The 21,295-nt window shown below is 63.9% G+C and carries 14 protein-coding genes; all 14 read right to left on the bottom strand.

Annotated features, from left to right (window positions below; translation table 11 throughout):
• Positions 1–7: 7 nt before the first annotated feature.
• The 14 genes from AC30NL_RS03570 to AC30NL_RS03505 all read right to left on the bottom strand — a co-directional run bounded on the left by AC30NL_RS03570 (position 8) and on the right by AC30NL_RS03505 (position 21,191).
• Positions 8–760: an efflux RND transporter periplasmic adaptor subunit gene (locus AC30NL_RS03570; protein WP_489462636.1), complete on the bottom strand. Its 753-nt coding sequence runs from the start codon at positions 758–760 to the stop codon at positions 8–10.
• Entirely contained in the window at positions 757–2,268 is a 1,512-nt protein-coding gene (locus AC30NL_RS03565; protein ID WP_489462635.1) for a TolC family protein, read from the bottom strand. Before AC30NL_RS03565 ends, AC30NL_RS03570 begins: the two co-directional genes overlap by 4 nt.
• Before the next feature lie 150 nt (positions 2,269–2,418).
• Complete coding sequence (locus AC30NL_RS03560) at positions 2,419–2,739, bottom strand: hypothetical protein (protein WP_489462634.1); 321 nt, start codon at positions 2,737–2,739, stop codon at positions 2,419–2,421.
• 48 nt (positions 2,740–2,787) lie between these two features.
• Positions 2,788–12,618, bottom strand: coding sequence for a DUF4347 domain-containing protein (locus AC30NL_RS03555; RefSeq protein WP_489462633.1), 9,831 nt, complete (start codon positions 12,616–12,618; stop codon positions 2,788–2,790).
• A gap of 72 nt (positions 12,619–12,690) precedes the next feature.
• A complete protein-coding gene (locus AC30NL_RS03550) occupies positions 12,691–13,257 on the bottom strand; it encodes a phage tail protein (protein WP_489462632.1) in 567 nt (188 codons plus the stop codon).
• Between the two features lie 57 nt (positions 13,258–13,314).
• Positions 13,315–13,647 carry a DUF6916 family protein gene (locus tag AC30NL_RS03545; RefSeq protein WP_489462631.1) on the bottom strand — a complete coding sequence of 111 codons (333 nt, stop codon included), beginning with the start codon at positions 13,645–13,647 and terminating at the stop codon, positions 13,315–13,317.
• Complete coding sequence (locus AC30NL_RS03540) at positions 13,644–14,228, bottom strand: GNAT family N-acetyltransferase (protein ID WP_489462630.1); 585 nt, start codon at positions 14,226–14,228, stop codon at positions 13,644–13,646. Before AC30NL_RS03540 ends, AC30NL_RS03545 begins: the two co-directional genes overlap by 4 nt.
• Positions 14,229–14,290: 62 nt before the next feature.
• Positions 14,291–15,178, bottom strand: coding sequence for a hypothetical protein (locus AC30NL_RS03535; RefSeq protein WP_489462629.1), 888 nt, complete (start codon positions 15,176–15,178; stop codon positions 14,291–14,293).
• A gap of 26 nt (positions 15,179–15,204) precedes the next feature.
• Positions 15,205–15,564: a thioredoxin family protein gene (locus AC30NL_RS03530; protein ID WP_489462628.1), complete on the bottom strand. Its 360-nt coding sequence runs from the start codon at positions 15,562–15,564 to the stop codon at positions 15,205–15,207.
• A gap of 15 nt (positions 15,565–15,579) precedes the next feature.
• Positions 15,580–17,283 carry a GMC family oxidoreductase gene (locus tag AC30NL_RS03525; protein ID WP_489462627.1) on the bottom strand — a complete coding sequence of 568 codons (1,704 nt, stop codon included), beginning with the start codon at positions 17,281–17,283 and terminating at the stop codon, positions 15,580–15,582.
• A 115-nt stretch (positions 17,284–17,398) separates the two neighbouring features.
• Positions 17,399–18,451 carry an NAD(P)H-dependent flavin oxidoreductase gene (locus AC30NL_RS03520; RefSeq protein ID WP_489462626.1) on the bottom strand — a complete coding sequence of 351 codons (1,053 nt, stop codon included), beginning with the start codon at positions 18,449–18,451 and terminating at the stop codon, positions 17,399–17,401.
• Positions 18,448–19,086: a MarC family protein gene (locus AC30NL_RS03515; protein WP_489462625.1), complete on the bottom strand. Its 639-nt coding sequence runs from the start codon at positions 19,084–19,086 to the stop codon at positions 18,448–18,450. Before AC30NL_RS03515 ends, AC30NL_RS03520 begins: the two co-directional genes overlap by 4 nt.
• A 219-nt stretch (positions 19,087–19,305) precedes the next feature.
• Complete coding sequence (locus AC30NL_RS03510) at positions 19,306–20,700, bottom strand: YdgA family protein (protein WP_489462624.1); 1,395 nt, start codon at positions 20,698–20,700, stop codon at positions 19,306–19,308.
• Positions 20,701–20,738: 38 nt separating this feature from the next.
• Entirely contained in the window at positions 20,739–21,191 is a 453-nt protein-coding gene (locus tag AC30NL_RS03505) for a helical backbone metal receptor (protein ID WP_489462642.1), read from the bottom strand.
• Between the last annotated feature and the right edge of the window lie 104 nt (positions 21,192–21,295).

Below are 21,295 nucleotides of genomic sequence, written 5' to 3'. Positions count from 1 at the left end.
GATGCATTCATTTGCGTGAAGCAAATGCCGCCCACCCGCTCATTCCGGGCAGCAGCCCAGGTTGGTTGCCATCGACCACACCGAAGACTGGGACCGTCTGGCTCACTGGATCGATCTGCGCGCCTACACGCTGCACCTTGGCCGGATAGCTCTTGCCGAGCTCTTCCACGTCGACGGTGAAGTCAGCACCCGGCTTCAGCCACGCGAGCCATTTCGAGGGCACGATCATTTGCAGTTCGAGCTGACCGGTCTCGACGATATCGAGCAAGGGGTTGCCCGGCGTCACGTACTGGTGAGCGGCCACGTGCCGCTTGGCAACGCGCCCTGAAAACGGTGCAGCGATGCCGCATCGACCGACCAGCAGCCGTGCCGTGCCCGCTTCGGCTTGCGCCTCCTTCAGCTTGGCCTGTGTCTGATCGAGTTCGAACTTTCCTATGGAGTTGAGTTCGGCCATGCGCCGGTTGGAAAGCACCAGCGCGTTCGCGGCCTCGGTTGCTGCCTCGGCCTTGCGAAGCTGGCTCTGGTACACCGAACAGTCGAGCCCCACGATCTGTTGGCCGGCGCGAAACGCATCGCCTTCGCGCATCGGCAGGTTGGCAATGCGCGCTGCGATCTCGGACGAGATCGTCACGGCATTGCGCGAGCTGAGTTGCGTGCGGATGCGGCCATCCTTGTCAGCCGCGAAGTTGACGTTCTGGGCAGCGGCACCGGTGACGGCACAAACAAGCGTGAAGAAGGCGAACCCGACACGTCGGGTCATGCGCCGCCTCCGGGGTTGACGGTCTTCGTCCAGCTTTGCTCCGAGGCGCGCACCGCCGCACCCAGAGTCTTCAGGTCGTATGCCGGCACCGACTCGGGCAGCGGGTCGAGGCCGATGGTGGCGATCACCTGGCCGTAAGCACCTTGCAGCGCGCCATAGCTCTGGTACAGACGCAGTTCGGACATCATGGCGGAGGTGGCTGCACGCACCTCTTCGAGTTTGCCCTGCGCACTGGCCGAGGCCGCATTGCGTGTGTAGTGCAGGATGCGCTGCTCGACGGTGTTGAGCTGCTGCGTCAACTCGTACTGCTTGAGGCGGCCCAGGTATTCCAGCTGCGACACGTGCACTTGCGTGAGCACTGCCATGTTCAACGCCAGCCGCTGCTGCTTGGCCACATCAAGCTGCGTCTGCGCCAGGCCGCGGATGCTGTCGGCACTGAAGACGTTGAGAAGATTCCAGCTCACGCGCAAGCCAGCGTCGCTCCACTTCCGATGGACGAGGTAGCTGTTGCTGTCGTAATGCCCGCCGAGACTGAGCTCCAGTCCGGGGAGCAGGCGAGCAAGCGCCCTTCGCGTTTCAAGCACGCCGATGCGTTCGTTGTATTGCGCCTCGACGAGCTCCGGGCGGTTCAGCAGCGCCGCCTCCTCGATCTTCGCCACTGGCAAGCTGATGCGTGGCGCGTTCAGCGCAGGTTCCACGGCCACCTTGTAGCTCTGGCCCGGCTCCAGGTTCATGATCGACGCGAGCCTCGGCTTGGCCTGCGCCAGATCGTCGCGCGCCGCTTCGAGCTGGCGCACGATGTCGAGCAATTGACGCTGGTAGTTCAAGGCGTCCAGCGGCGAACGCAGCTTCTCGACCTCGACCTTGCGCGAATCGTCCAGGGCCTGGCGCGCAAGTGCGAGCACCGGTTCGATCTTGCCTTCAAGCAGTTGCGCGCCCGCCGCCTGCCAGTAGGCCTGGCGTGTCTGCTGCATCAGCAGGTGCACGACCTTGCGCTTGCGCTCCTGTGCCACCAGCACGCGGTCGGCCTGCTGGCGTGCGCTGTAGTAGCCGACACCGAAGTCGAGGACGTTCCAGCTCAGGCTCAAGTCGCCGGTGACGCGCTCGCGGTCGGTGGAGGTGGATGGCACGAGCGACTGCAGGCCTGTGGACACGTCGCGCGACGACGAGGCGAGCTCGTTGTCGCGTCCAGAGTAGCCCGCTGACATGACGAGCTTGGGCAGGAGGTCGGTGCGAGAGAGGTCGAGTGTGCGTTGCGCCACCGCCTCTTCCATCAGCTTGAGCCGATGGTCGAGGTTGTACTTGATGGCCCGCGCCATCGCTTCTTCGAGCGTGATCGCGCCTTGCACAGGCTCTTGCTGCGCCACCATCGCGCTGCGGCCGGCGAGCAGGTTCGTCTGTCGCTCGTCCGGCGTCAAAGCACGAGGCTCGACGGCGCAGCCGGCAAGTCCGGCGGCAATCAGCAGGGTCAGCAGCAACAGCTTGGATGGATGGGGGCGGTCGGTCACGGTGGGGCTCTCCTTGTGGTTTGTTGTCATGGTCATGCTTGCGATCACGTCCAAGTGGGCCGGCATTTCAACGTTTGACTTAGGCGGCGCCGTCAGGCGTCCGCTTGAAGGAAGGGTTGGGCGTCACTCGCACGCGAGTCTCTTCAGTCCTCAGCACCAAGGCTGCTTGGCGACTTTCCATCGCCGGCCTTGAAGATCTTTTGCTTGGACTCCGGTATCCATCATCAAGCCAAAGATGCTGATGTCGATGACCGTGGCCTCGTCCTTGTCCCAGAAGACGATGGCGTACTTCGTGAGCACATTTGCCCAGCTGTACTTTGGCCAAAGATCTTGCCCATCAACGATGTTGACGCGAACGTTGTAGACCTTGCCCGTTTCCAAGTACTTCACACAGCCGTCTTCGATCACTGTCGTTTCTGCGGACGCCGCCCCGCAGCAAAAGGCTAGCAGCAGTACCAATACGCTTCTCATGCATTTCCTCCCACCAGAGCCGCAGTTGTTCTTCGGTTTGAAGAGTGCTCAGCTCGTGATGGGGTTCAGTGACGCCCAACCCTGCTCTGCGGCCGCGGATCGAAGGTGCTCGAGCAGGGCAGCGCGTTCGGCCTGGCGCGCTGCCGCGCCGTGGCGACTGAACTGCGCCGCGAGGCTGGCACGCGCCGACGGCTCGGCGGATCGCTCGGCCAAGAGGAGCGGCAACTCGCCGAGCTCAAACTCGTCGGCATCAATGACGGACACCTTGCCTCGCGACTGCACCTCACGGTCAACCCTGACGCTGGGGGCTGCCTGCGCCTTCACATCGATCTCGACGTGCGAACTGACGCGGTTGCCCTTGCTGTCGCGGGCGATGATCTCGACCTGCAACTTCTGGTTATTACCGTCTGGCGCCCGGCCGGAAAGCGTCCCGTTGACGGGATCGAACTTCAGCCACCCGGGCAAGGGGCGCCCGTTGGCGAGTCGAGCCTCGATCGTGATCTGCTCGCCCCGGTCGCTGTGGGTGAAGGTCGAGGCCGGCAGGCCGATGCTCAGCGGCTGGCCGGCGCGCACCACGAAATCGCCGCTCTCCGGCAAGGCCTGCAGGCCCCGTGCAGTGCCCACGCCGGTTTCGATAAAGCTCGATCGCAGCTCGGGGCGCGGCACGATCGTCACGCTGTTGATGGCCACAGCATCCGGCACCCGCGAATCGGTGACGTTCGCGGGCCCGGTCGTGACCTGGCCTGAAGCGGGGCTTGATATCGGGTTGATCGTCGGCGTGTTGACCTGGTTGACCGGCTCGGTCGGGTTGAAGGTGATCGGCGGGGTCCACGGCTGCGGTGCGGGGGCGGGCGGAGCCGGAGGCTCGTGGGGCGGAACGGGCGGTCCCGGCGGAGTGGTGGGCACGGGCACGAGCTCGTAGGCACCGCCGTCGGTGTTGCCAGCGAGGATGTTGCCGGCGGCGTCTGCCACGCCACTGCCGCCACCGACGAGCCGCAGCGCGATCTGGCCAGCGCCCGCGAGATGGCCGATCGACACGATGTAGGTGTGTGCATTGACCTGCGTCACGGAAAGCACGTCGCCGTCGGCGCGGCCATGCTTGATGAGCGCGAAGTCCGCCGCATTCAAGCCGGTCACGTCTTCGGAGAACTGCACGGTGTAGCCGACCGACTGCGCCGACGTCGGCGTGGCACTGTCACGGGTGATGGCGTCGACGACGGGCGCGGTGGTGTCGACGATGATGCCGCCTATGGCCGGCACGCCGTTGAGCGCAAGCACCATGGAGTTGCCTGCGGCATCGCGCAAAGTAGCGCCATTGGCTTGCAGGCTGCCGACTGCAATGCCGTCAGCAGCGGTGTCACCGGCTTGCACCGTGTACTCGAACACCAGCGTGCCGCTGCCGGAACCTGAGACATAGCTCGCATAGGCCGTCGTGCCACCCATGTCCAGTGCAAGCCTTGGCACACCGCCCGCGGTATTGACCAACACGGCTTCGCTGGCGTTGACGCTGAAGCTCAGCGCGTCGCCAACCTTGTAGATGCCATTGATCGGGACGGACACGCTGGCGACAGTGGGATCTATCGCATCGATGAACACGCCGGCGTTTGAATCCACTGCGTTGAGCAATGCCACGGCGTTGTTGCCCACCGCGTCGTGCAATGCACCGCCATTCGCATCGATGCTGGCGCCGAGCGAGATGCCATTGGAATCGAGCTCACCGCTCGCGACCGTCAGCCGGAAGACAAGCGCCGTCGAACCGGAGCCCGAGAAATAGCTTGCGTACACCGTTCCACCGGTGTCGAGCGTCACGGCTATGCGTGGTGTGCCGCTTGTTGTGTCAACGACGACGGCTTCGCTGTAGTGGACCGTGAAGTCCAGGTTTTGGCCGGCCACGTAGGTGTCGTTCGCAGGCACGCTCACGCTGCTGACGGTCGGCGCGACCCCATCGATCACGATGTCGTGCTGGCCCGCGATCGAGTTCGCGCTGCCGGTGGCCGGCAGCGTCAGTACGGCATCGACGCTCGTGGCGCTTTGGATCGTGGCGCCGTTGAGCGCCAGCGCGCCGGTGGATGAATAGTCGAGGTCGCTGCTGACGTCACCTGCCTGAACGGTGTAGGAGAACGTCAGCGTGTTGGTGCCAGAGCCCGACACATAGCTCGCGCTTCGATCGACGCTGCCAGTTTCGAGCAGCAGCGAGGGCGTTCCGCCAGCGGTGTCCACCGTGACCGCTTGGTCGAAGTTGACTGTCGCGGTGATGGTGTCGCCGAGCTTGTAGCTGCCATCTGGGCTGCTCACGTTCACGGTTGACACCACGGGGTTGATGGGGTCCACGGTAATGGCAACGGTGTCGCTGTCGGTCAGGGTGCCTCCGCTGCCGCTGAGGCCGAGGTCGCTGCTCACGACCTGCAGGCTGGCAGCGCCCTTGTAGCCGGCCGTGGGTGTGAAGACCAGCCCGTTGAGCGCAGCGTTGATGTTCGACAGCGTGCCATCGAAGGTCATGGTCGCATCGCCCGAGCCGCTGCCGACGACGAAGCTGAGGCCACTCGTGCCCGACAGCGTCAGCAATCCATGGTCTGCAGTCAAGGTCGCGCGCACGGTGCCGCCGCCGGCGTCCACGTCGGTCACCGAAATGAGATTTCCGTTGGCACTGCTGAACACCAGCGTCGCGTCCTGGAAAACGTTTTGCGAGGCGGGCACGCCATTGACGGGCGCGTCGTTGATGCTGACCACGTTCACCGATCGAGTGGCCGCCGCGCTGTTTGAACTGCCGTCGCTGACAACGAAGCTCACCGTGCGCGTGGACGTGTCCGGGATGTCGGAGCTGTTGGTGTAGTTGACCTCGCGCAGCGCCGCCTGCCACTGCGCCACACTCGCCGTGGCACCTGCGGAAGTCAGCGTGAGAACGCCCGTTCCCGCAGCGTAGCTGGCCGCGATGTTGCCGAAGGTCGCGCTGTCGGTATTGGCGAAGGCCAGCACGTCCTGGCCCGCGACGAAATTGGTGGTGATGCTCACGGTGGCGCCGGCGAACGTGCTGCTGTCGGCATCCGACAACGACAACCCGTTGTCCACCGCGACCGGGACGCCTTCGGTGGCGCTGGCCCCTTCGCCGCTGGTGCTCACGATGGGCGTGTCGTCCACGCCGGTGATAGTGAGGCTGCGGGTGGCCGCGGGGCCGGTGAGGCTGCCGTCATTCGCGGCAAAGGAGATCGTGCGCGGGCTGCTGCTGGGTGTGTCCGAGCTGTTGGTGTAGGTCACCGAACGCAGCGCGGATTGCCATTGCGCCGTGGTGGCGGTGGCGCCGGCAGAGCTCAGGGTGAGCACGCCGCTGCTGGCGTCGTAGCTGGCGCTGACGTTGCCCATGGTCGATGGGTTGTTGGTGAAGGCAAGCACGTCCTGCCCAGCGGCGAAGTTGCCGGTGATGCTCACCGTGGCCCCGGCGAGCGTGCTGTTGTCCACGTCGGCGAGCGTGAGGCCGCCATCGACAACGACGGGTGTCGAAGCGAGGTTGTTGGCCTCGACGAAGCTCGCGTTTGCGCCCGACGTGGTGACCGTGGGCGCGTCGTTGACAGCGCTGACGACGATGCTGCCTTGCGCAGTGCCAATGGAAAACGCGGTGGTGCCGCCGTTGCTGGTGGCGTCTGCCGTCTGCCGCGTGCCGTTGGTGGAAGCGACGCCACTGGTCTGGTCCCAGGCGCGGAAGGCGAGGGTGGCGGTTTCGCCGGCGATGCCGTCAGGCACATAGCGCACCTGCGTGGCCGAACTCAGCAGCAATGCGGCGCCATCCGACACCGAGCCGAAACTGGTCCAAGTGCTGCCATCGGTCGAGTATTGCCAGTTGCCATTTGCGCTGACGGCGGTCACGGCGATGCCGGACGAGGCGCTGCTGTCCACGTCGGCATAGGAGGCGCCCGCCAGCACGGCGGCAACAGTAACGCCGCCTGAGGTGGAGTCTTCGTCGGTGCTGGCGAAAACATACGGTCCGCCGGACAACGTTGGTGCGTCATTGACGGCGTCGATGACAACGGTGGCCCCCACCGACATGCTGGTGGTGTCAACACCGCCGTTGGCCGAGCCGCCATCGTCGGTGATGCTGGTGAGCGTGACCGTGCGGCTGGCGGTGTCGGGCGCTTCGCTGGTGTTGCGGTAGGTCATGCCGTCGACCAGGGTCTGGGCGGCCGCGGTGGTGATACCGGCGATCTTGCTGATCGTGACGGTGGCGGTGCTGCCGGCCATGCTCACCGAGTACGCCATGCCGTTCGTGGCGGTGGTGCCGGAGCTGCCATTGATGAGCGTGACGTCGGTCCCGTCGATGCCCATGATCTCGTTGCTGCCGTCGGCCACATGGCTGACGGTGAGCGTGATCTGGCTGATGGCCTGCCCGGTTTCGACGGTGCTGATCGAGACTGCGCTGAAGAGATCAACGGCGCTGCCGTTCTCTGTGTAGGTGGGCGATCCACCGGTGGCGCCGAGGGTCGGAGCGTCGTTGACGGCGCTCAGCAACACGGTGGTGCTCGCGGTGCTGCTGGTCCCGCCATCGCCGTCTGTCACCGTGAAGCCGACGGTGCGGCTGGTGGTGTCGGGCTGGATGACGTTGCTGTTTTGGTAGGTGATGGCACGTACCAGCGTGGTGGCGCGCGCTGCCGTGGCATTGCCATTGAAGTCGATCACCAGGTTGTCACCGCTGGCACCGTTGCTGCTGATCGTTCCGATGTCGACGCCGCTGATGGACACATGGCTGCCCACCGTGACACCCGCGCTGAGTGACACCGTGCCGCTGGTGTCGATGCCAAGCAAGTCTTCCGCTGACGTGCCGCCGGCCGTGATCGAGACGGTGAGGGCGCCGCCGCTGAAGTCCGCGGAATCGGCGTCGGTCACGGTGGCGACGGTACCGCTGTCGAGAACGATGCCTGAGCCGCCTTCGGTGAAGAAGACGCTGTCGCCCGAGAGATTGCTAATCACAGGCGCGGCATTGGAGTTGCTCACTGTGATGCCGTTGCCGCTGAGGTCGGCCACCGTCACCGCCGCCGCTGCACCCGCGGCCCAGTCCTCGGCCGCGGCGAGGTTGTAGGTCACGCTGCCGAGAGATGAGCTTCCATCCTTGTTCAGGCGCGGCACGAGGGCGGCCATGTCCGTTGCGTTCAAGCTGATGGAGAACGAGGTCCCGCTCGTGATCTCGACGCTGGAACTCGTGAGCGCGTAGCTCGTCGAGTCGCCGGACAAGGTCAGCTTGGACACGTCGATGTCGTTGGACGCACCCGACAGCTTCAGAAAACCGGTACCGGTGACCAACAGGATGCCGGTGTTGGCGTCATAGGTGGCGCTGGTGATGGTGGGTGCCGAGACATTGCTCGCGGTGATGCCGTTGCCTGAAAGGTCGGCCACGGCAACAGCCGCATCGGCGCCGGCTGCCCAGTCCTCGGCCGCCGCGAAGTTGTAGCTCGTCGCGCTGGTCGAGCTGGTGCCGTTCTTGTTGACGATCTGGTTGATGGCGGCTTTGTCGGTGGCACTCAACGTCAGTGTGAATGCCGTGCCGGAGGTGATCTCGACGTTGGCGGTGTCGGTCAGCGTATAGGTGCTGCCGCCTTCTCCGGTGAGGGTGAACTTGTTGGCGACGATGTCGTTGGTGGCTCCGCTCAGTGACAGGAAACCCGTTCCCGTGACGACCAGGGCACCGGTACTGGCGTTGTAAGTGGCACTGGTGACCGTGGGCGTCGACACGTTGGAAACCGTGATGCCGTTGCCGGTGAGGTCGGCAATGACGACCGCTGAATCCGCGCCCGCAGCCCAGTCTTCTGCTGCCGCCAGATTGAAGGTCGTGCCACCTGTCGAACTGGTGCCGTTCTTGTTGACGATCTGGTTGATCGCCGCCTTGTCGGTCGCGCTCAACGTCAGTGTGAATGCCGTGCCGGAGGTGATCTCGACATTGGCGGTGTCGGTCAGCGTGTAGGTGCTGCCGCCTTCTCCAGTGAAGGTGAACTTGTTGGCAACGATGTCGTTGGTGGCACCTGACAGCGACGCGTACCCTGTGCCGGTCACGACCAGGGCGCCGGTGCTGGCGTTGAAGGTCGCACTTGTGATCGTCGGCACGGCCACGTTGCTGGCCGTGATGCCGTTGCCTGTCAGGTCGGCCACAGCGACGGCGGCATTGGCGCCCGCAGCCCAGTCCTCGGCAGCGGCGAGGTTGTAGGTGGTGCCGCCGGTCGAGCTGGCGCCGTTCTTGTTGACGATCATGTTGATCGCCGCCTTGTCAGTGGCATTCAGCGTCACCGCGAACGATGTCCCAGACGTGATTTCAACGCTTGTCGTCGTCAGCGTGTAGGTGCTGCCGCCCTCGCCGGTGAAGGTCAGCTTGGACACATCGATGTCATTGGTCGCACCACTGAGCTTCAGGAAGCCCGTGCCGCTCACGACCAAGGCGCCTGTGCTGGCGTCGTAAGCCGCACTGGTGATCGTCGGCACAGCGACATTGCTGGCCGTGATGCCGTTTCCCGTCAAGTCCGCCACCACCACGGCGGCGTCTGCACCGGCTGCCCAATCCTCTGCGGCAGCGAGGTTGTAGGTCGTCGCACCGGTCGAGCTGGTGCCGTTCTTGTTGATGATCTGGTTGATCGCCGCCTCGTCGGTGGCGCTCAAGGTCAGTGTGAACGCCGTGCCGGACGTGATCTCGACGTTGGCAGTGTCGGTCAACGTGTAGGTGCCGCCGCCTTCTCCGGCGAAGGTGAGCTTGTTGGCGACGATGTCGTTGGTGGCTCCCGTCAGTGACAGGAAGCCGGTTCCCGTGACGACCAGGGCGCCGGTGCTTGCGTTGTAGGTCGCGCTCGTAATCGCCGGAACGGCCACGTTGCTGGCCGTGAAGCCGATGCCTGTCAGGTCGGCCACCGCCACGGCGGCATCGGCGCCCGCAGCCCAATCCTCGGCGGCAGCGAGGTTGTAGGTGGTGGCGCTGGTCGAGCTGGTGCCGTTCTTGTTGACGATCGTGTTGATCGCCGCCTTGTCGGTGGCGTTCAGCGTCACCGCGAACGATGTCCCGGACGTGATTTCGACGCTTGTCGTCGTCAGCGTATAGGTGTTGCCGCCTTCGCCGGTGAAGATCAGCTTGGACAAGTCGATGTCATTGGTCGCACCGTTGAGCTTCAGGAAGCCTGTGCCGGTCACGACCAATGCGCCTGTGCTGGCGTTGTAGGTCGCACTGGTGATCGTCGGCACAGCTACATTGCTGGCCGTGATGCCGTTGCCGGTCAGGTCTGCAACGACCACCGCGGAATCGGCGCCCGCGGCCCAGTCTTCGGCAGCGGAGAGGTTGTAGGTGGTGCCGCTGGTAGAGGACGTGCCGTTCTTGTTGATGATCTGGTTGATCGCCGCCTTGTCGGTCGCGCTCAGCGTGAGCGTGAAGCTGGTACCGGAGGCAACCTCGACATTGGCCGTGTCGGTCAGCGTGTAGGGGCTGGCGCCCTCGCCGGTGAAGGTGAACTTGTTCGCGACGATGTCGTTGGCCGGGACGCCCGTGAGTATGTGGAAGCCCGTTCCCGTGACCAGCAACGCACCGGTGCTGGCGTTGTAAGCGGCGCTGGTGATCGTGGGCACGGCCACGTTGCTGGCCGTGATGTGGTCGCCGGAATCCGACACGTCGACCGATGCATCCGCTCCTGCAGCCCAGTCGTCGGCGGCGTCGAGCGTGTAGGTGCTGATGTCGGTTGAGAGACCACCGTTCTTGTTGATGATGAGGTCGACCGCCGCTTTGTCGGTGGCGCTCAATGTGAGCGTGAACGACGTTCCCGAGGTGATGTCGACGTTGGCGGTGTCGGTCAGCGTGTAGCGGCTGCCACCATCGCCGCTCAAGGTGAACTTGTTGGCAACGATGTCGTTGGTCGCGCCGCTGCGCGAGACGAAACCCGTTCCGGTGACCACCAGCGAACCGGTGCTGGCGTCGTAGGTGGCACTCGCGATGCTCGGATCCGGCACGTTGGAAACGGTCACGCCGTTCGTGGTGTCTGAGGTGTTGGTGTTGTTGATGACGCTATCCCAGTCGTCCTCCGCGGACAGGTTGTACGTCGTGCCGCTCATGGAGGACGTTCCGTTCTTGTTGAGCATCGCCTCGACCTGGGCGCGGTCGGTGGCATTCAGCGTTACGGAGAATGAGGTGGCACTGCTGACTTCGACGTCTGTCGTGGTCAATGTGTAGGTGCTGCCGCCTTCGCCTGTGAATGTCAGCTTCGACACGGTGATGTCGTTGGTGCCTCCGACGGTGCCAACCATGTTTGTACCGGTCACCGTGAGCACATGCGTGTTCGAGTCGTAGGTGGCGGAGGTGATGGCGGGCGAGGTGACGTTGCTGACGGTGACGCCGTTGCCGGTCAGGTCGGCGAGGGCGCTGGCGTTCACATCCCAGTTGGCAGCTGCTGCAAGTTTGAAGGTTGTCCCGCCGACTGACGAGGTGCCGACCTTGTTGAGCAGTCCGTTGACGGCCAGCTTGTCCGCCGCGTTCAGCGTCACTGAAAAAGCAGTCCCGCTGCTGGCCGTGACGTTGGTGGAGGTCAGCGTGTAGGTACCTCCGCCTTGCCCGGTCAGCGTCAGTTTGCTGACATTGATGGTGTCGTTCGTGGTGATGCCCGAGGCCGTGACTGCGAGCACACCGCTGCTGGCATCGTAGGTGGCACTGGTGACGCGGACGGGGGGATCGGTGTCCCCGATGAAGTCGTCGAAGTCGAAGTTCATGTCCGTCGACGTCATGCGCACTTCGTCGACTCCAATTCCACCGAAGTTCAGTGTTCCTCCCGAATTACCCGCACCGACGGACTGGGTAGACCCAACGAGCACGCCATTGTTGTATCCCCCCACCGTGACGGCTTGGGGTCCGTAGCTGTTATTGACAAAGAGTGAGGTGAAGGTGAAACCGCTTCCATCAGTGCGGGTGATGGTGAACCGTTCCGTTGTGCTAGTGTTATTGATGACCCTAGATAGCGGAAAGATCGAATTCGAGCCCCCCGAACCCTGTGCATAAGTGTTGTCATAGGTCATGCTTCCACCATCGCCATCACTGGTGAACGTGAAGGTGAATGACACACCACCCAGGACTTGGGTGAAACTGGTGACTTGTGAGCCGCCGGTGGGGTCCGTAATGAATGGGTCGTTGACAGACGCCAGAAGGTCCGCATAGCTGTACGCCGCCAGGCTGGCCGCCTCCACAAGACCCTGGTGGACCTCCAGATTCCAGTCTCCGCCTCGGCTTGCAGCGCCGGTCGCGTTGCTGGAGGCGGCAATGTCGGCACCGGTGATGTCGGCCAGGGCCTGAACGAACGCGCGCCCCGATGCATCGGCACCGACATTGCAGCCATACAGCAGGATGTCGCCATCCTTGCTGAGCGACGCGCCGACTTGTGCCAAGGCGTCGGTGTGCGCGTCGAGGTTCTCGGCACTCAGCCAGACATTGCCGGCTTGAAATGCGCCTTCCGAACCGTGCGAGATCAGGTGAACGGCATCGATGCCGTGGCGCCCCGCGAGGTAGCCAGCCATCTGGGCCAAGCCGTCGCCGTTCTGGTCCAGCACGACGACTTCGGCGTTCAGGCCAATGCTGTCGATGAGCTTCTGGTAGTCGCGCACATGGGTGTCGACGAAGACCACCTGATGCCGATCGGCCTGATCGCCCTGCACCGCGGGCGGGGCGATGGCAGCAGGGGCCGGGCTTTCCTTCGCTGGGGGTGCAGATTTGTCGGGACCCGCAACGGCATGCGCGGAGTCGCTGTGCGCGGCGGCATCTACCGCAGTGAGTGCGGCGGCGCCGTCGAACATGATGCGCGGCTCGAGCGCGAACATCATTGGAGTGGTTCGACGCGTACGTTCCTGCGTCGCGGCGATCCGCCCTTCAGATGCGTTCTTCATATTGCGCTCCCAATCGTGCATTTCAATGTCAGTCCAAGGATGCAAGGGTGGCCGGCGCGCCACCCGGAAGCGTCAAGGCCGCGAGGGGAAGATGCCCGACATCGCAATGATGAAGTTCGTGCCCAGGAAGGGGTTGCGGATCCCCAAAGGCTGGCTTGCGCCCGCAGTGCCGACCGTCACAGGCGCGCTGAACGGTTTCAGGTTGGTGTTGGCCGCATCCGAGCTGTACAAGGTGCCCGGCCGGCCGCCCGCGGAAATCGGCCCAAGAACCGTGGTTTCCGAAGGGACTGCCGCCACGTTGGTGCTTGCCGCGACGGCGGGGATGCCGACGGTGGCTTGCGCCGTGTGCGTGTGCATGGGCATCTGGTTCGACACCATCGTCACGCTTTCCGTGCCGCTTTGTTCGCCTTGCACGATGGTGGAAAGACCCGCCCCGCTACCCATGCCGACCGGGCTTCGCCCCTGGAAGTCGGGCAATTTGAAGTTGGACACGCCATCTCCGCCGAAGGTCGTGCCGAGCAGGGAAAACAACGCCGCGTTTTGCTGAATGGACATCGTTTGTCCCTGGCACATGGACCAGTCCCTCGGCGCGAAGTTGAAGCCGACGATGCGGATTTCACCCAGAAACGGATCGCTCATGACATGTTCCTCAAGTTGATGAACGGACTGCTACGAGAAGCGCTGTGTCGCGCGGATTCAGACTTCGGGCGGACAAGCCACCGTCGTCTGGGGAATCGGGTAGTGGAAGACGACCTGCATCAACTGGCGACCATCCTCGTCGGGACCGATGGGCGTCATCAACAGATCAGGCCAGGTGTCGTCGCCGGCGACGAGCGTGTAGTTCGCCTGTTCGAATCGCACGCCGGCGGGAAGGGCGAACTCGGCTGCATAGCAACAATGGCGGGCGTTCATCGGCACACCCTTCGTGGCTGACCGGAGCTCGACCGCTACGGGCTCTCGATCGCCAGCAAGCAGCGCATGCTCGCGGCCCACGTCGCAGCTCAAGCGTTCCAGGCTGGGCAGATTCATGGCGCAGGCTCCTCGACGGGGGTCCTGTCCGACGCGCGCGCGTTGCGTCGCATCTTCACGTGGACGTGGTTGCCGCCGACTGGCTCGAAGCCGAATCGGCGGTACAGCCGAAGCGCCGGGTTATTCGCCTCGACATGCAGTTCGACAACCCGTCCCGAATGGTCTGCGTGGGCAACCATCAGCGTCAGCAAGGCGGAGCCCACGCCGCGACCGCGTTCGTCAGCCAGCAGGCTCATGTCGATCAAAGACGCACGAGGTTCGCCGCGATCGCCTTGTCGATCACTCTCCCACCAGTACAGGCGCCCCACGGGTTGCGCGTCGCGCGTCAACAGCAGGAAGTCGGCGGCAGCGTAGTGCTCTTGGTAGTAGCGGTGCTGGAATTCGAACTGCTGTTCGAGAAAGCGCTTGCTTTCGATGTCAGGCCAGCCCGTCGCGGCGACCTCGTGGGCGCGCGTGGAGACGTATAGGGAACAAAGGAAATCATGGTCGGCGAGAGCAATAGGGCGCATGCCCAAGCCGTCAAGTGGCGGCGACGCCGATGCGAGGCGCTCACGCCTCCACCACCAACCGAGTCGATCCATTGCGCTCCCTGACCTGCTCTCGCAGTGTTTGGAGCGATCATAGAGAAGCCTTTGCGATCGCGCTAGGCCTTCATCAGTGCAATCAGTTTGTCGAGTGTCGACGAGGCCTGCGCACGCTGACCTTCATCGGCGATCTGCATCAGCAAGGCCTGCATGCGTTGCGAGTCCTTGTCGGCCGCATGACGATCGCCACTTGTCAGGAGGGCTTTTGCCATGGCCTCGCGAGCAAAGAAGATTTCGAAGGCATCGGCACTGTTGGTCTCGCAGATCGATTCGCAGAGCTGGGCGTGTTCGACAGCCCGTGGTCCGTCACCGACAGCACTCGCGCACAAGGCCAACAGATACTCAGCCCGTTCGACGTTCAGCCAGGTGCCGATCTCGCCCCAGGTGCTGCGCGAGAGCGCGGCGGCCTCGAACATCAATGCATCCACTTCGGGCGAACGCGGCAGGTCGAGCAGCACAGTCGCGGCGTTGTTGCAGGAGGCAGCGAGCGCCTTCTTTGCGTCGGTACGGATAGCCACGGCGGCATCGCGTGCGAGCGACGTTGCAGATTGAAGAAGCCGCCGCGCCTTTGGAAACTCTCCCCGGGCGATGAAGCCACAGGCGGCTGCACCGTGTGCTCGAACAACGGCCGGCGTCGGGAGTAACGGCTCGCCACACGCCTCGTCGCGCAGCAGCTTCATCGCAAGTCTTGCGCGGTCGGCGAAAGGTTTCGCATCGACCTGCACTGCCAGGACGGGAGTGACCCTGTCGAGCACAGCCTGCAACGCGTCGGGGTTGCCGTGGTGCGCCAGATGCACGTGCTCGGCCAGTTGCAGGAAGTCGCCAAGCTGCTCGGGAAATCGGTCGAGCAGCGACAGCCCCTGGTCCAATCGCGAGGTCACCCCCGCGAGGTCGTCCACATGATCGTTCCAGGCTTGCTCGATGAATTCGGCGAGTGTGGCCATCATGGACTCCTCCGTTGGCAAAGACGGCGTCACAACGCGGAGCGTACGCGCTGCGGGAGGCCGGCGAGATCGGGATCGTGCACAGACTTCAGGTCACCGTCCATCGCAGTCTGGATGAGTCGCGCAAGGGTCTGTGCATGCGGTGTGACGACACCGTAGAACAGCACTTCGTCGCCGCGCGCGATCAAGAGCGTCGGGAAGTTTTCGACGTCGATCGCGCCGAGCACCTCGTCATGGTCTTCGACGTCGACCCAGGCGAAGCGGGCACGGTCGCCAAAGGCCTTGGCCTGCTGGTCGAAGAGTGGCTTGTATTCCCGGCAGGTGCCGCACCACTGTGCGCACAAGCCGGCCACGAGCAAAGGGGTTGCGTTGTTGGTCGCCGAGGGCATGGGTGCAAGTGTGCATCAGCGGCAAAGGACGTTCACTGCACCAGTGCAGTGATTCACGGAACATAAGACCGCGTCTTCGGCGATCCACTGCGCTGCTCGCTCCGCGATCATCAGCGTCGGCGAGTTCGTATTGCCGCTGGTGATGGTCGGCATCACGCTCGCATCGACCACGCGCAACCCGGCAACGCCGTGCACCCTGAGGCGCGCATCGACCACGGCCAAAGCATCGCTCGCAGGCCCCATCTTCGCCGTTCCCACCGGATGAAAGATCGTCGTTCCGATGTCGCCTGCGAGCTTCGCGAGTTCTTCATCGGTTTGAAACTGAAGGCCCGGCTTCACTTCCTTTGGCTTGTATTTCTCCAGCGCCGGCTGCGACACAATGCGCCGCGTGACCCGCAATGAATCGGCGGCAACGCGACGGTCTTCTTGGGTGCTGAGGTAGTTGGCGCGGATGCTCGGCGCGTCCTTCGGATCTGGAGTGCGGATGCGCACCGCGCCGCGGCTCGTCGGATTCAGGTTGCAAACGCTCGCAGTGAAGGCATCGAAGGAATGCAGCGGCTCGCCGAATGCATCAAGTGACAAGGGCTGTACGTGGTACTGGATGTTGGGGTAGGGCCTGGCTGCATCGCTGCGTGTAAAGGCACCGAGCTGCGACGGTGCCATGCTCATCGGACCGCTCCGCTTGAAAACGTACTCCAGACCGATCAGCGCCTTCCCCCAGAGCGAGTTCGCCATGGTGTTGAGCGTCTTCACGCCTTTGACGCTGTAGACCGATCGGATCTGCAAATGGTCTTGCAGGTTCTCGCCGACACCCGGCAGGTCGCGCACGATGTCGATGCGGTGTTGCCTGAGCAGCCCGGCCGGACCGATGCCTGAGAGTTGCAGCAACTGCGGCGTGCCGACGGCACCGGTACAGAGGATGACTTCGCGTGTCGCCAGTGCACGCACGCGTTCGCCACCACCCAGCGGCATGACTTCGATTCCGCTTGCTCGCAGACCCGCATCGCTGCGCTCGGTCAGCACGCGCGAAATGTGCGCCCCTGTCCAAACCTGCAGGTTGTCGCGATCGAGAATGGGATGCAGGAAGCCGCGGGTCGCATTCCAGCGCGTACCCCTCTTCTGGTTCACCTGGAAGTAGCCGACACCTTCGTTGTTGCCGCGGTTGAAGTCTTCGCTGTGAGGAATGCCCGCCTGCTGCGCGGCCTCGGCGAATGCATCAAGCACATCCCAGCGCAGCCGCTGCCTTTCCACCCGCCATTCGCCCCCCTGGCGCAGGCCCTTGGGGTCGTGGCCGGGTGCGGCATGGAATTCGTCGGCGCCTTTGTAGTAGTCCTCGTGCTTGAGGAAGTAGGGCAGGCATTCGCGCCAGCTCCATCCGGGGTTGCCGAGCGCGCTCCAATGGTCGTAGTCACGTGCCTGGCCCCGCATGTAGATCATGCCGTTGATGCTCGACGAGCCGCCCAGCACCTTGCCGCGCGGATAGCGCAGCCTGCGGCCGTTCAGGCCCGGGTCTTCGTCGGTGTAGTAGAGCCAGTCGGTGCGCGGATTGCCGATGCAGTACAGGTAGCCCACCGGAATGTGAATCCAGTGGTAGTCGTCCTTGCCGCCTGCCTCGATCAGCAGCACCTTCTTGCCACGATCAGCGCTCAGCCGATTCGCCAGCAGGCAGCCCGCGGTGCCCGCACCGCAAATGATGTAGTCGTAGGTGGGCTCGGTCATCGCCTCATTGTGGCTCTGTGTCCGGGGCGACGAGGCATGCACGAACTGCGCTGCCGAATCTCAACACGCAGCAGAGCTCGACCGAATCACGAGGCCGACAACGCTCGCTGCAGCTTCATTCGTCGCGCCATCCGGCGGCGAGGTTCTTCACGATCTCCGCTGCCGGGGCACGCTTGGAAAGCGCCACCGCCTGACCGGCCCACAGCGACAGGAACTCGGCACGCCCCGCTTTGCCGGCCGCCTGGCGCAGCGGTCGCGTCAATGCGTTGGGGATCGGAAAGTCGGGCAGCTCGGCTGCAGCGAATTCGCGCATGAAGCGGTTGTCGAGGCCGCGCGCCCAGCGACCGCTGAAGGCCCGTGTCATCACGGTCTCGTGGTCTTGCCCCTGCTGCAAGGCCTCTCGATAGGCGGACGAGATGGGGCACTCGTCGGCCAGCAGGAACACGGTGCCGGCGGCCGCAGCGCTGGCGCCCAGGGCCTGCACGGCCCCGACACCCCGTGCATCGGCAATACCTCCTGCCGCGACCACAGGCACTTTGACCGCGTCCACCACCTGCGGCACCAGGGCAATCGTGCCGACGAGCCCTTCGTCGCGCGAACCGAGAAACGTGCCGCGATGCGCGCCAGCCTCCGCACCTTGCGCCACGATGCCGTCGACGCCGAGTGATGCAAGATGCACGGCCTCACGAACCTGTGTTGCCGTGCCCCAGACTTGCGTGCCGCGCTGCTGCAAAGCCGCAATGCGATCGCGCCCGAGGTCGCCGAAGGTGAAGGTGAAAACGGCTGGCGCGGCCTTCAGCACAGTGTCGAACTGCGACTCGAAGTCTTCCTCGAAGCGTTCGGGAATCTGCGGCGCAGCCATGCCGAGTTCAGCGTGATAGACGGACAGCTGCGCGACAAATGCAGCCTCGCGAGCTGCATCGCACTTCCATTCCTGCGGGCAGAACAGATTCACGCCGAAGGGCTTGTCGGTCAAGGACCGAATCTCCGCAAGCACCTCGTCCATGCGCGCAGGTGTCATGTACGCCGCACCCAGAATACCGAGCCCGCCGGCGTTGCTCACGGCTGCCACGAGTGCCGCGCTCGCCGATTCGCCGCCCAGCGGCGCAAGAACGACAGGCAGCTCGATGCCGAGCCGTGCACACAAAGGATTCCTCGAAGCATTCATCGCAGATTGCTCGCAAGAATGGGGAAGAGCTTGGTGAGCCCGTCAGCCAGCAGCTCGACGGCCAGCGCGGCGAGGATCAACCCCATCAGTCGCGTCATGATGTTGATGCCCGTCTGCCCAAGCACGCGCGCGACCCGGCCCGATGCCGAGAACACCAGAAAGGTCACCAGCGCCACGATCACGCCATAGCCGACCAGCACCGCGATCTCCCACCAGTGGCGCGTCTTGTCCGCATAGATCACCATCGTCGAGATGGTCGCCGGGCCGGTGAGCAACGGAATGGTCAGTGGCACAACGGCGATGCTCGCGCCCGCATCGATCTTGTTCTCGCCCTCGCTCACGTCTTCCTTGCGGCCCTCGGCGGGTTGGGCGTTGAGCATCTGGATGGCGGAGATGAGCAGCAGCGTGCCGCCGCCGACCTGGAAGGAGGCAAGCGAGATGCCAAAGAACTCGATGATCTTCAGGCCCGCCATTGCGCTCACAGCGATGACGATGAAGGCCGTGAAAGCGCTCACGCGGATCGTGCGCTTGCGCTGAACACCGTTGAGGTTTTGCGTGAAGTGAATGAAGAACGGCACGACGCCGATCGGATTCACGATGGCCAACAGCGCGATCAGCGGCTTATAAAGATCCATGGCGGGCGATTCTGGCGCGCGGGGCGAACCCGCGCGCATGAGAGGTCATTCGTGTCGGGTTGGGACATGGCCCGAAACAACTTGCCGTTTTGGGGGTGCCGGGCGGGCGCGCCGCGGCGTTGCTCCTCACTTGTGTGGCTCGTCACACGGCGCTCGGAGCGCCTTGCATCGCATCCCGCCCAGCGCCCCCAAGACGGGAACTTATTCCGGGCCATGTCCTTACTGCGGCGCACGATTCACCGGCTTGCCGTTGACGAGCAACTGCCCCCTGTCGAAGCTGACCTGCGAGCTGATCATGTCGCCCTCGCGCACGATGAGGCCGTCATTCGTGAACTTGGCGAGCATCAAACTGACCATCTCGGCCTGCGTCGCCGGGTCGCTTTGCGGTGTATTCGGCCCATTGCCGAAGCGGGTGACGGCCTTTTCCATCCACGCCACGGGTAGCTTGACCTGGCCCTTGAGCTGCGCCTTGGTCATCGCAAGCGCCTGCAACGGCATCTGCGCGTCGGCCGGCGTTACGCCGTTGATGCCGACTGAATATGACAACTCGGCGCGCTTGCCGTCGATCTCGACCGCAAGCTTGTCGACCGAGTACTGGGGGTCGAAGGGAAGCAGTGCACCAAAGTCCTGTTGCACCTGCGCCAGCATCACCTGCGGCGACACCGCCTGCTTCATTTCGCAGGCCGCAGCGCTTGTGTCCATGAAGCGCTGGATGAGGCGCTGGTAAGTGGGTGCGTGCAGGCGCTTGACGGACGACAGCAGTTCGAACTTGTCGACGCGAACGTCATTGATGACGCCCGAGGCACTGAACTTCGTGCTGTTGGACAGGAGGTCCTTGTCGCGCTTGTTCTCCGACGAAGCCTTGAGCTGGTTCAGCGTCATCTTGACCGGCGGCATGCCGCGTTCGGGCGCGGCCGTCGCATACATCTCAAAGAACGCAAGGTCCAGGTCGCCTGTACCCGGCCACATCCAGAACGATCCTTCGGTGCCGTTCATCTCGCCGCGCATGCGCAACGCGGAGAGCCTCATATCGAAGGACATCTTGTCGTCCTTGCCCAAGGCGCTGAAGCCGGGCGTCGCGACCTCATAGCGCAGGCTGGCTCCGCTTTGGCGGACCTCGCCAGTAAGACCCTGCCAATTGATCTGGTCGCCCTTGGCTGACTTGTAGTTGATGGCCGGGATCGAGAACTGCGTATTCATCGATCCGCCGAAGCCGACCACGGTGTGCGCCGTAAAGGGCGACTTGTCGCCGATAAGCTCGACGAACTGCTTGCGCTCGGCTTCGGGCACCACAACTTCAGTGTCGATCACTGCCGCGCCGAAGCTCGAAAATCCCGGCAGCGGGCCGTGTTTGATGCGCTGGCGAATCGTGATGCCGCTGACTGGGTTGGCGGTTTTGCAGCCCAACTGCAGCATCATCGTGTTTGTAGAGCTGAAGAGGCCGTACTCGTACTTCTGAGCCGATACCTTCAGCAGCGGCCATTGCGCCTGCCACTCGGCGGGCTGGGCCTGCAGCTTCTTCTTGGCCTGAACCCCGGTGACCGCGGCGCCGCCGACGACAGCCACGCCCAGCAAAACAACGGCCGCAGCAGCGGCCAGCACATTTCTGTTCATTTCCCTCTTCCTCTGTCTTTCGAATCCGCCCAGTGTAGTCAGGCAGCAAGCCCGCGCAGGTAGCGCAAGCCCGCAGCGGCCCGCGGTCCGTACCAGCTGATCAACTCGCCGTCGACGATGCTCGCATTGGCATTGGGGCAGATCGCCATCGCCTCGGTGAAGTGCTGCGGACCGAAGGCATACGGCTCGGAGCTCAGCAGGACCCGGTCCACGTCGGCGAGCCAGGGCTCGTCGCCATGAACGACCGGATAGCGCAAGGCACCATGCTCACCGCCGTTCACCTCGGGGAACGTGCGCCAGTTCACCTGGGCCAGCATGCGCGAAATGTAGGTATCGCGCGCCACGGTCATCCAAGGGCCGCGCCAGATGAGGTAGAGGACGTTTTGGGGCGCGTGAGCACTGAGGCGCGTGCGGATGAGTTCGTCGGCGAGTTCGCTTCTACATGCATTGGCGCGCGGTACGACGACGTCGATGTGACTGAAGGCCTGCACCAACCAGCAATTCTCAGTTTGCCCAACGTACCGACAATACGACCTTTTGAAGAGGAAGCGAGGGGCCAATCATCGTTGACGCAAGTGGTCAAACCGAGCCGATT

Source organism: Rhizobacter sp. (genome assembly GCA_021153565.1).
Lineage (GTDB): Bacteria > Pseudomonadota > Gammaproteobacteria > Burkholderiales > Burkholderiaceae_C > Albitalea.
The sequence above is the reverse complement of the archived record's forward strand: the minus strand, read 5'-3'. Positions and strand labels throughout refer to the sequence as shown.

Coding starts and splice junctions, on each gene's coding strand:
- AC30NL_RS03510 (WP_489462624.1), bottom strand. CDS start 20,700: ATGAACAGAAATGTGCTGGCCGCTGCTGCGGCCGTTGTTTTGCTGGGC.
- AC30NL_RS03555 (WP_489462633.1), bottom strand. CDS start 12,618: ATGAAGAACGCATCTGAAGGGCGGATCGCCGCGACGCAGGAACGTACG.
- AC30NL_RS03550 (WP_489462632.1), bottom strand. CDS start 13,257: ATGAGCGATCCGTTTCTGGGTGAAATCCGCATCGTCGGCTTCAACTTC.
- AC30NL_RS03540 (WP_489462630.1), bottom strand. CDS start 14,228: ATGGATCGACTCGGTTGGTGGTGGAGGCGTGAGCGCCTCGCATCGGCG.
- AC30NL_RS03520 (WP_489462626.1), bottom strand. CDS start 18,451: ATGAATGCTTCGAGGAATCCTTTGTGTGCACGGCTCGGCATCGAGCTG.
- AC30NL_RS03525 (WP_489462627.1), bottom strand. CDS start 17,283: ATGACCGAGCCCACCTACGACTACATCATTTGCGGTGCGGGCACCGCG.
- AC30NL_RS03515 (WP_489462625.1), bottom strand. CDS start 19,086: ATGGATCTTTATAAGCCGCTGATCGCGCTGTTGGCCATCGTGAATCCG.
- AC30NL_RS03530 (WP_489462628.1), bottom strand. CDS start 15,564: ATGCCCTCGGCGACCAACAACGCAACCCCTTTGCTCGTGGCCGGCTTG.
- AC30NL_RS03545 (WP_489462631.1), bottom strand. CDS start 13,647: ATGAATCTGCCCAGCCTGGAACGCTTGAGCTGCGACGTGGGCCGCGAG.
- AC30NL_RS03570 (WP_489462636.1), bottom strand. CDS start 760: ATGACCCGACGTGTCGGGTTCGCCTTCTTCACGCTTGTTTGTGCCGTC.
- AC30NL_RS03535 (WP_489462629.1), bottom strand. CDS start 15,178: ATGATGGCCACACTCGCCGAATTCATCGAGCAAGCCTGGAACGATCAT.
- AC30NL_RS03560 (WP_489462634.1), bottom strand. CDS start 2,739: ATGAGAAGCGTATTGGTACTGCTGCTAGCCTTTTGCTGCGGGGCGGCG.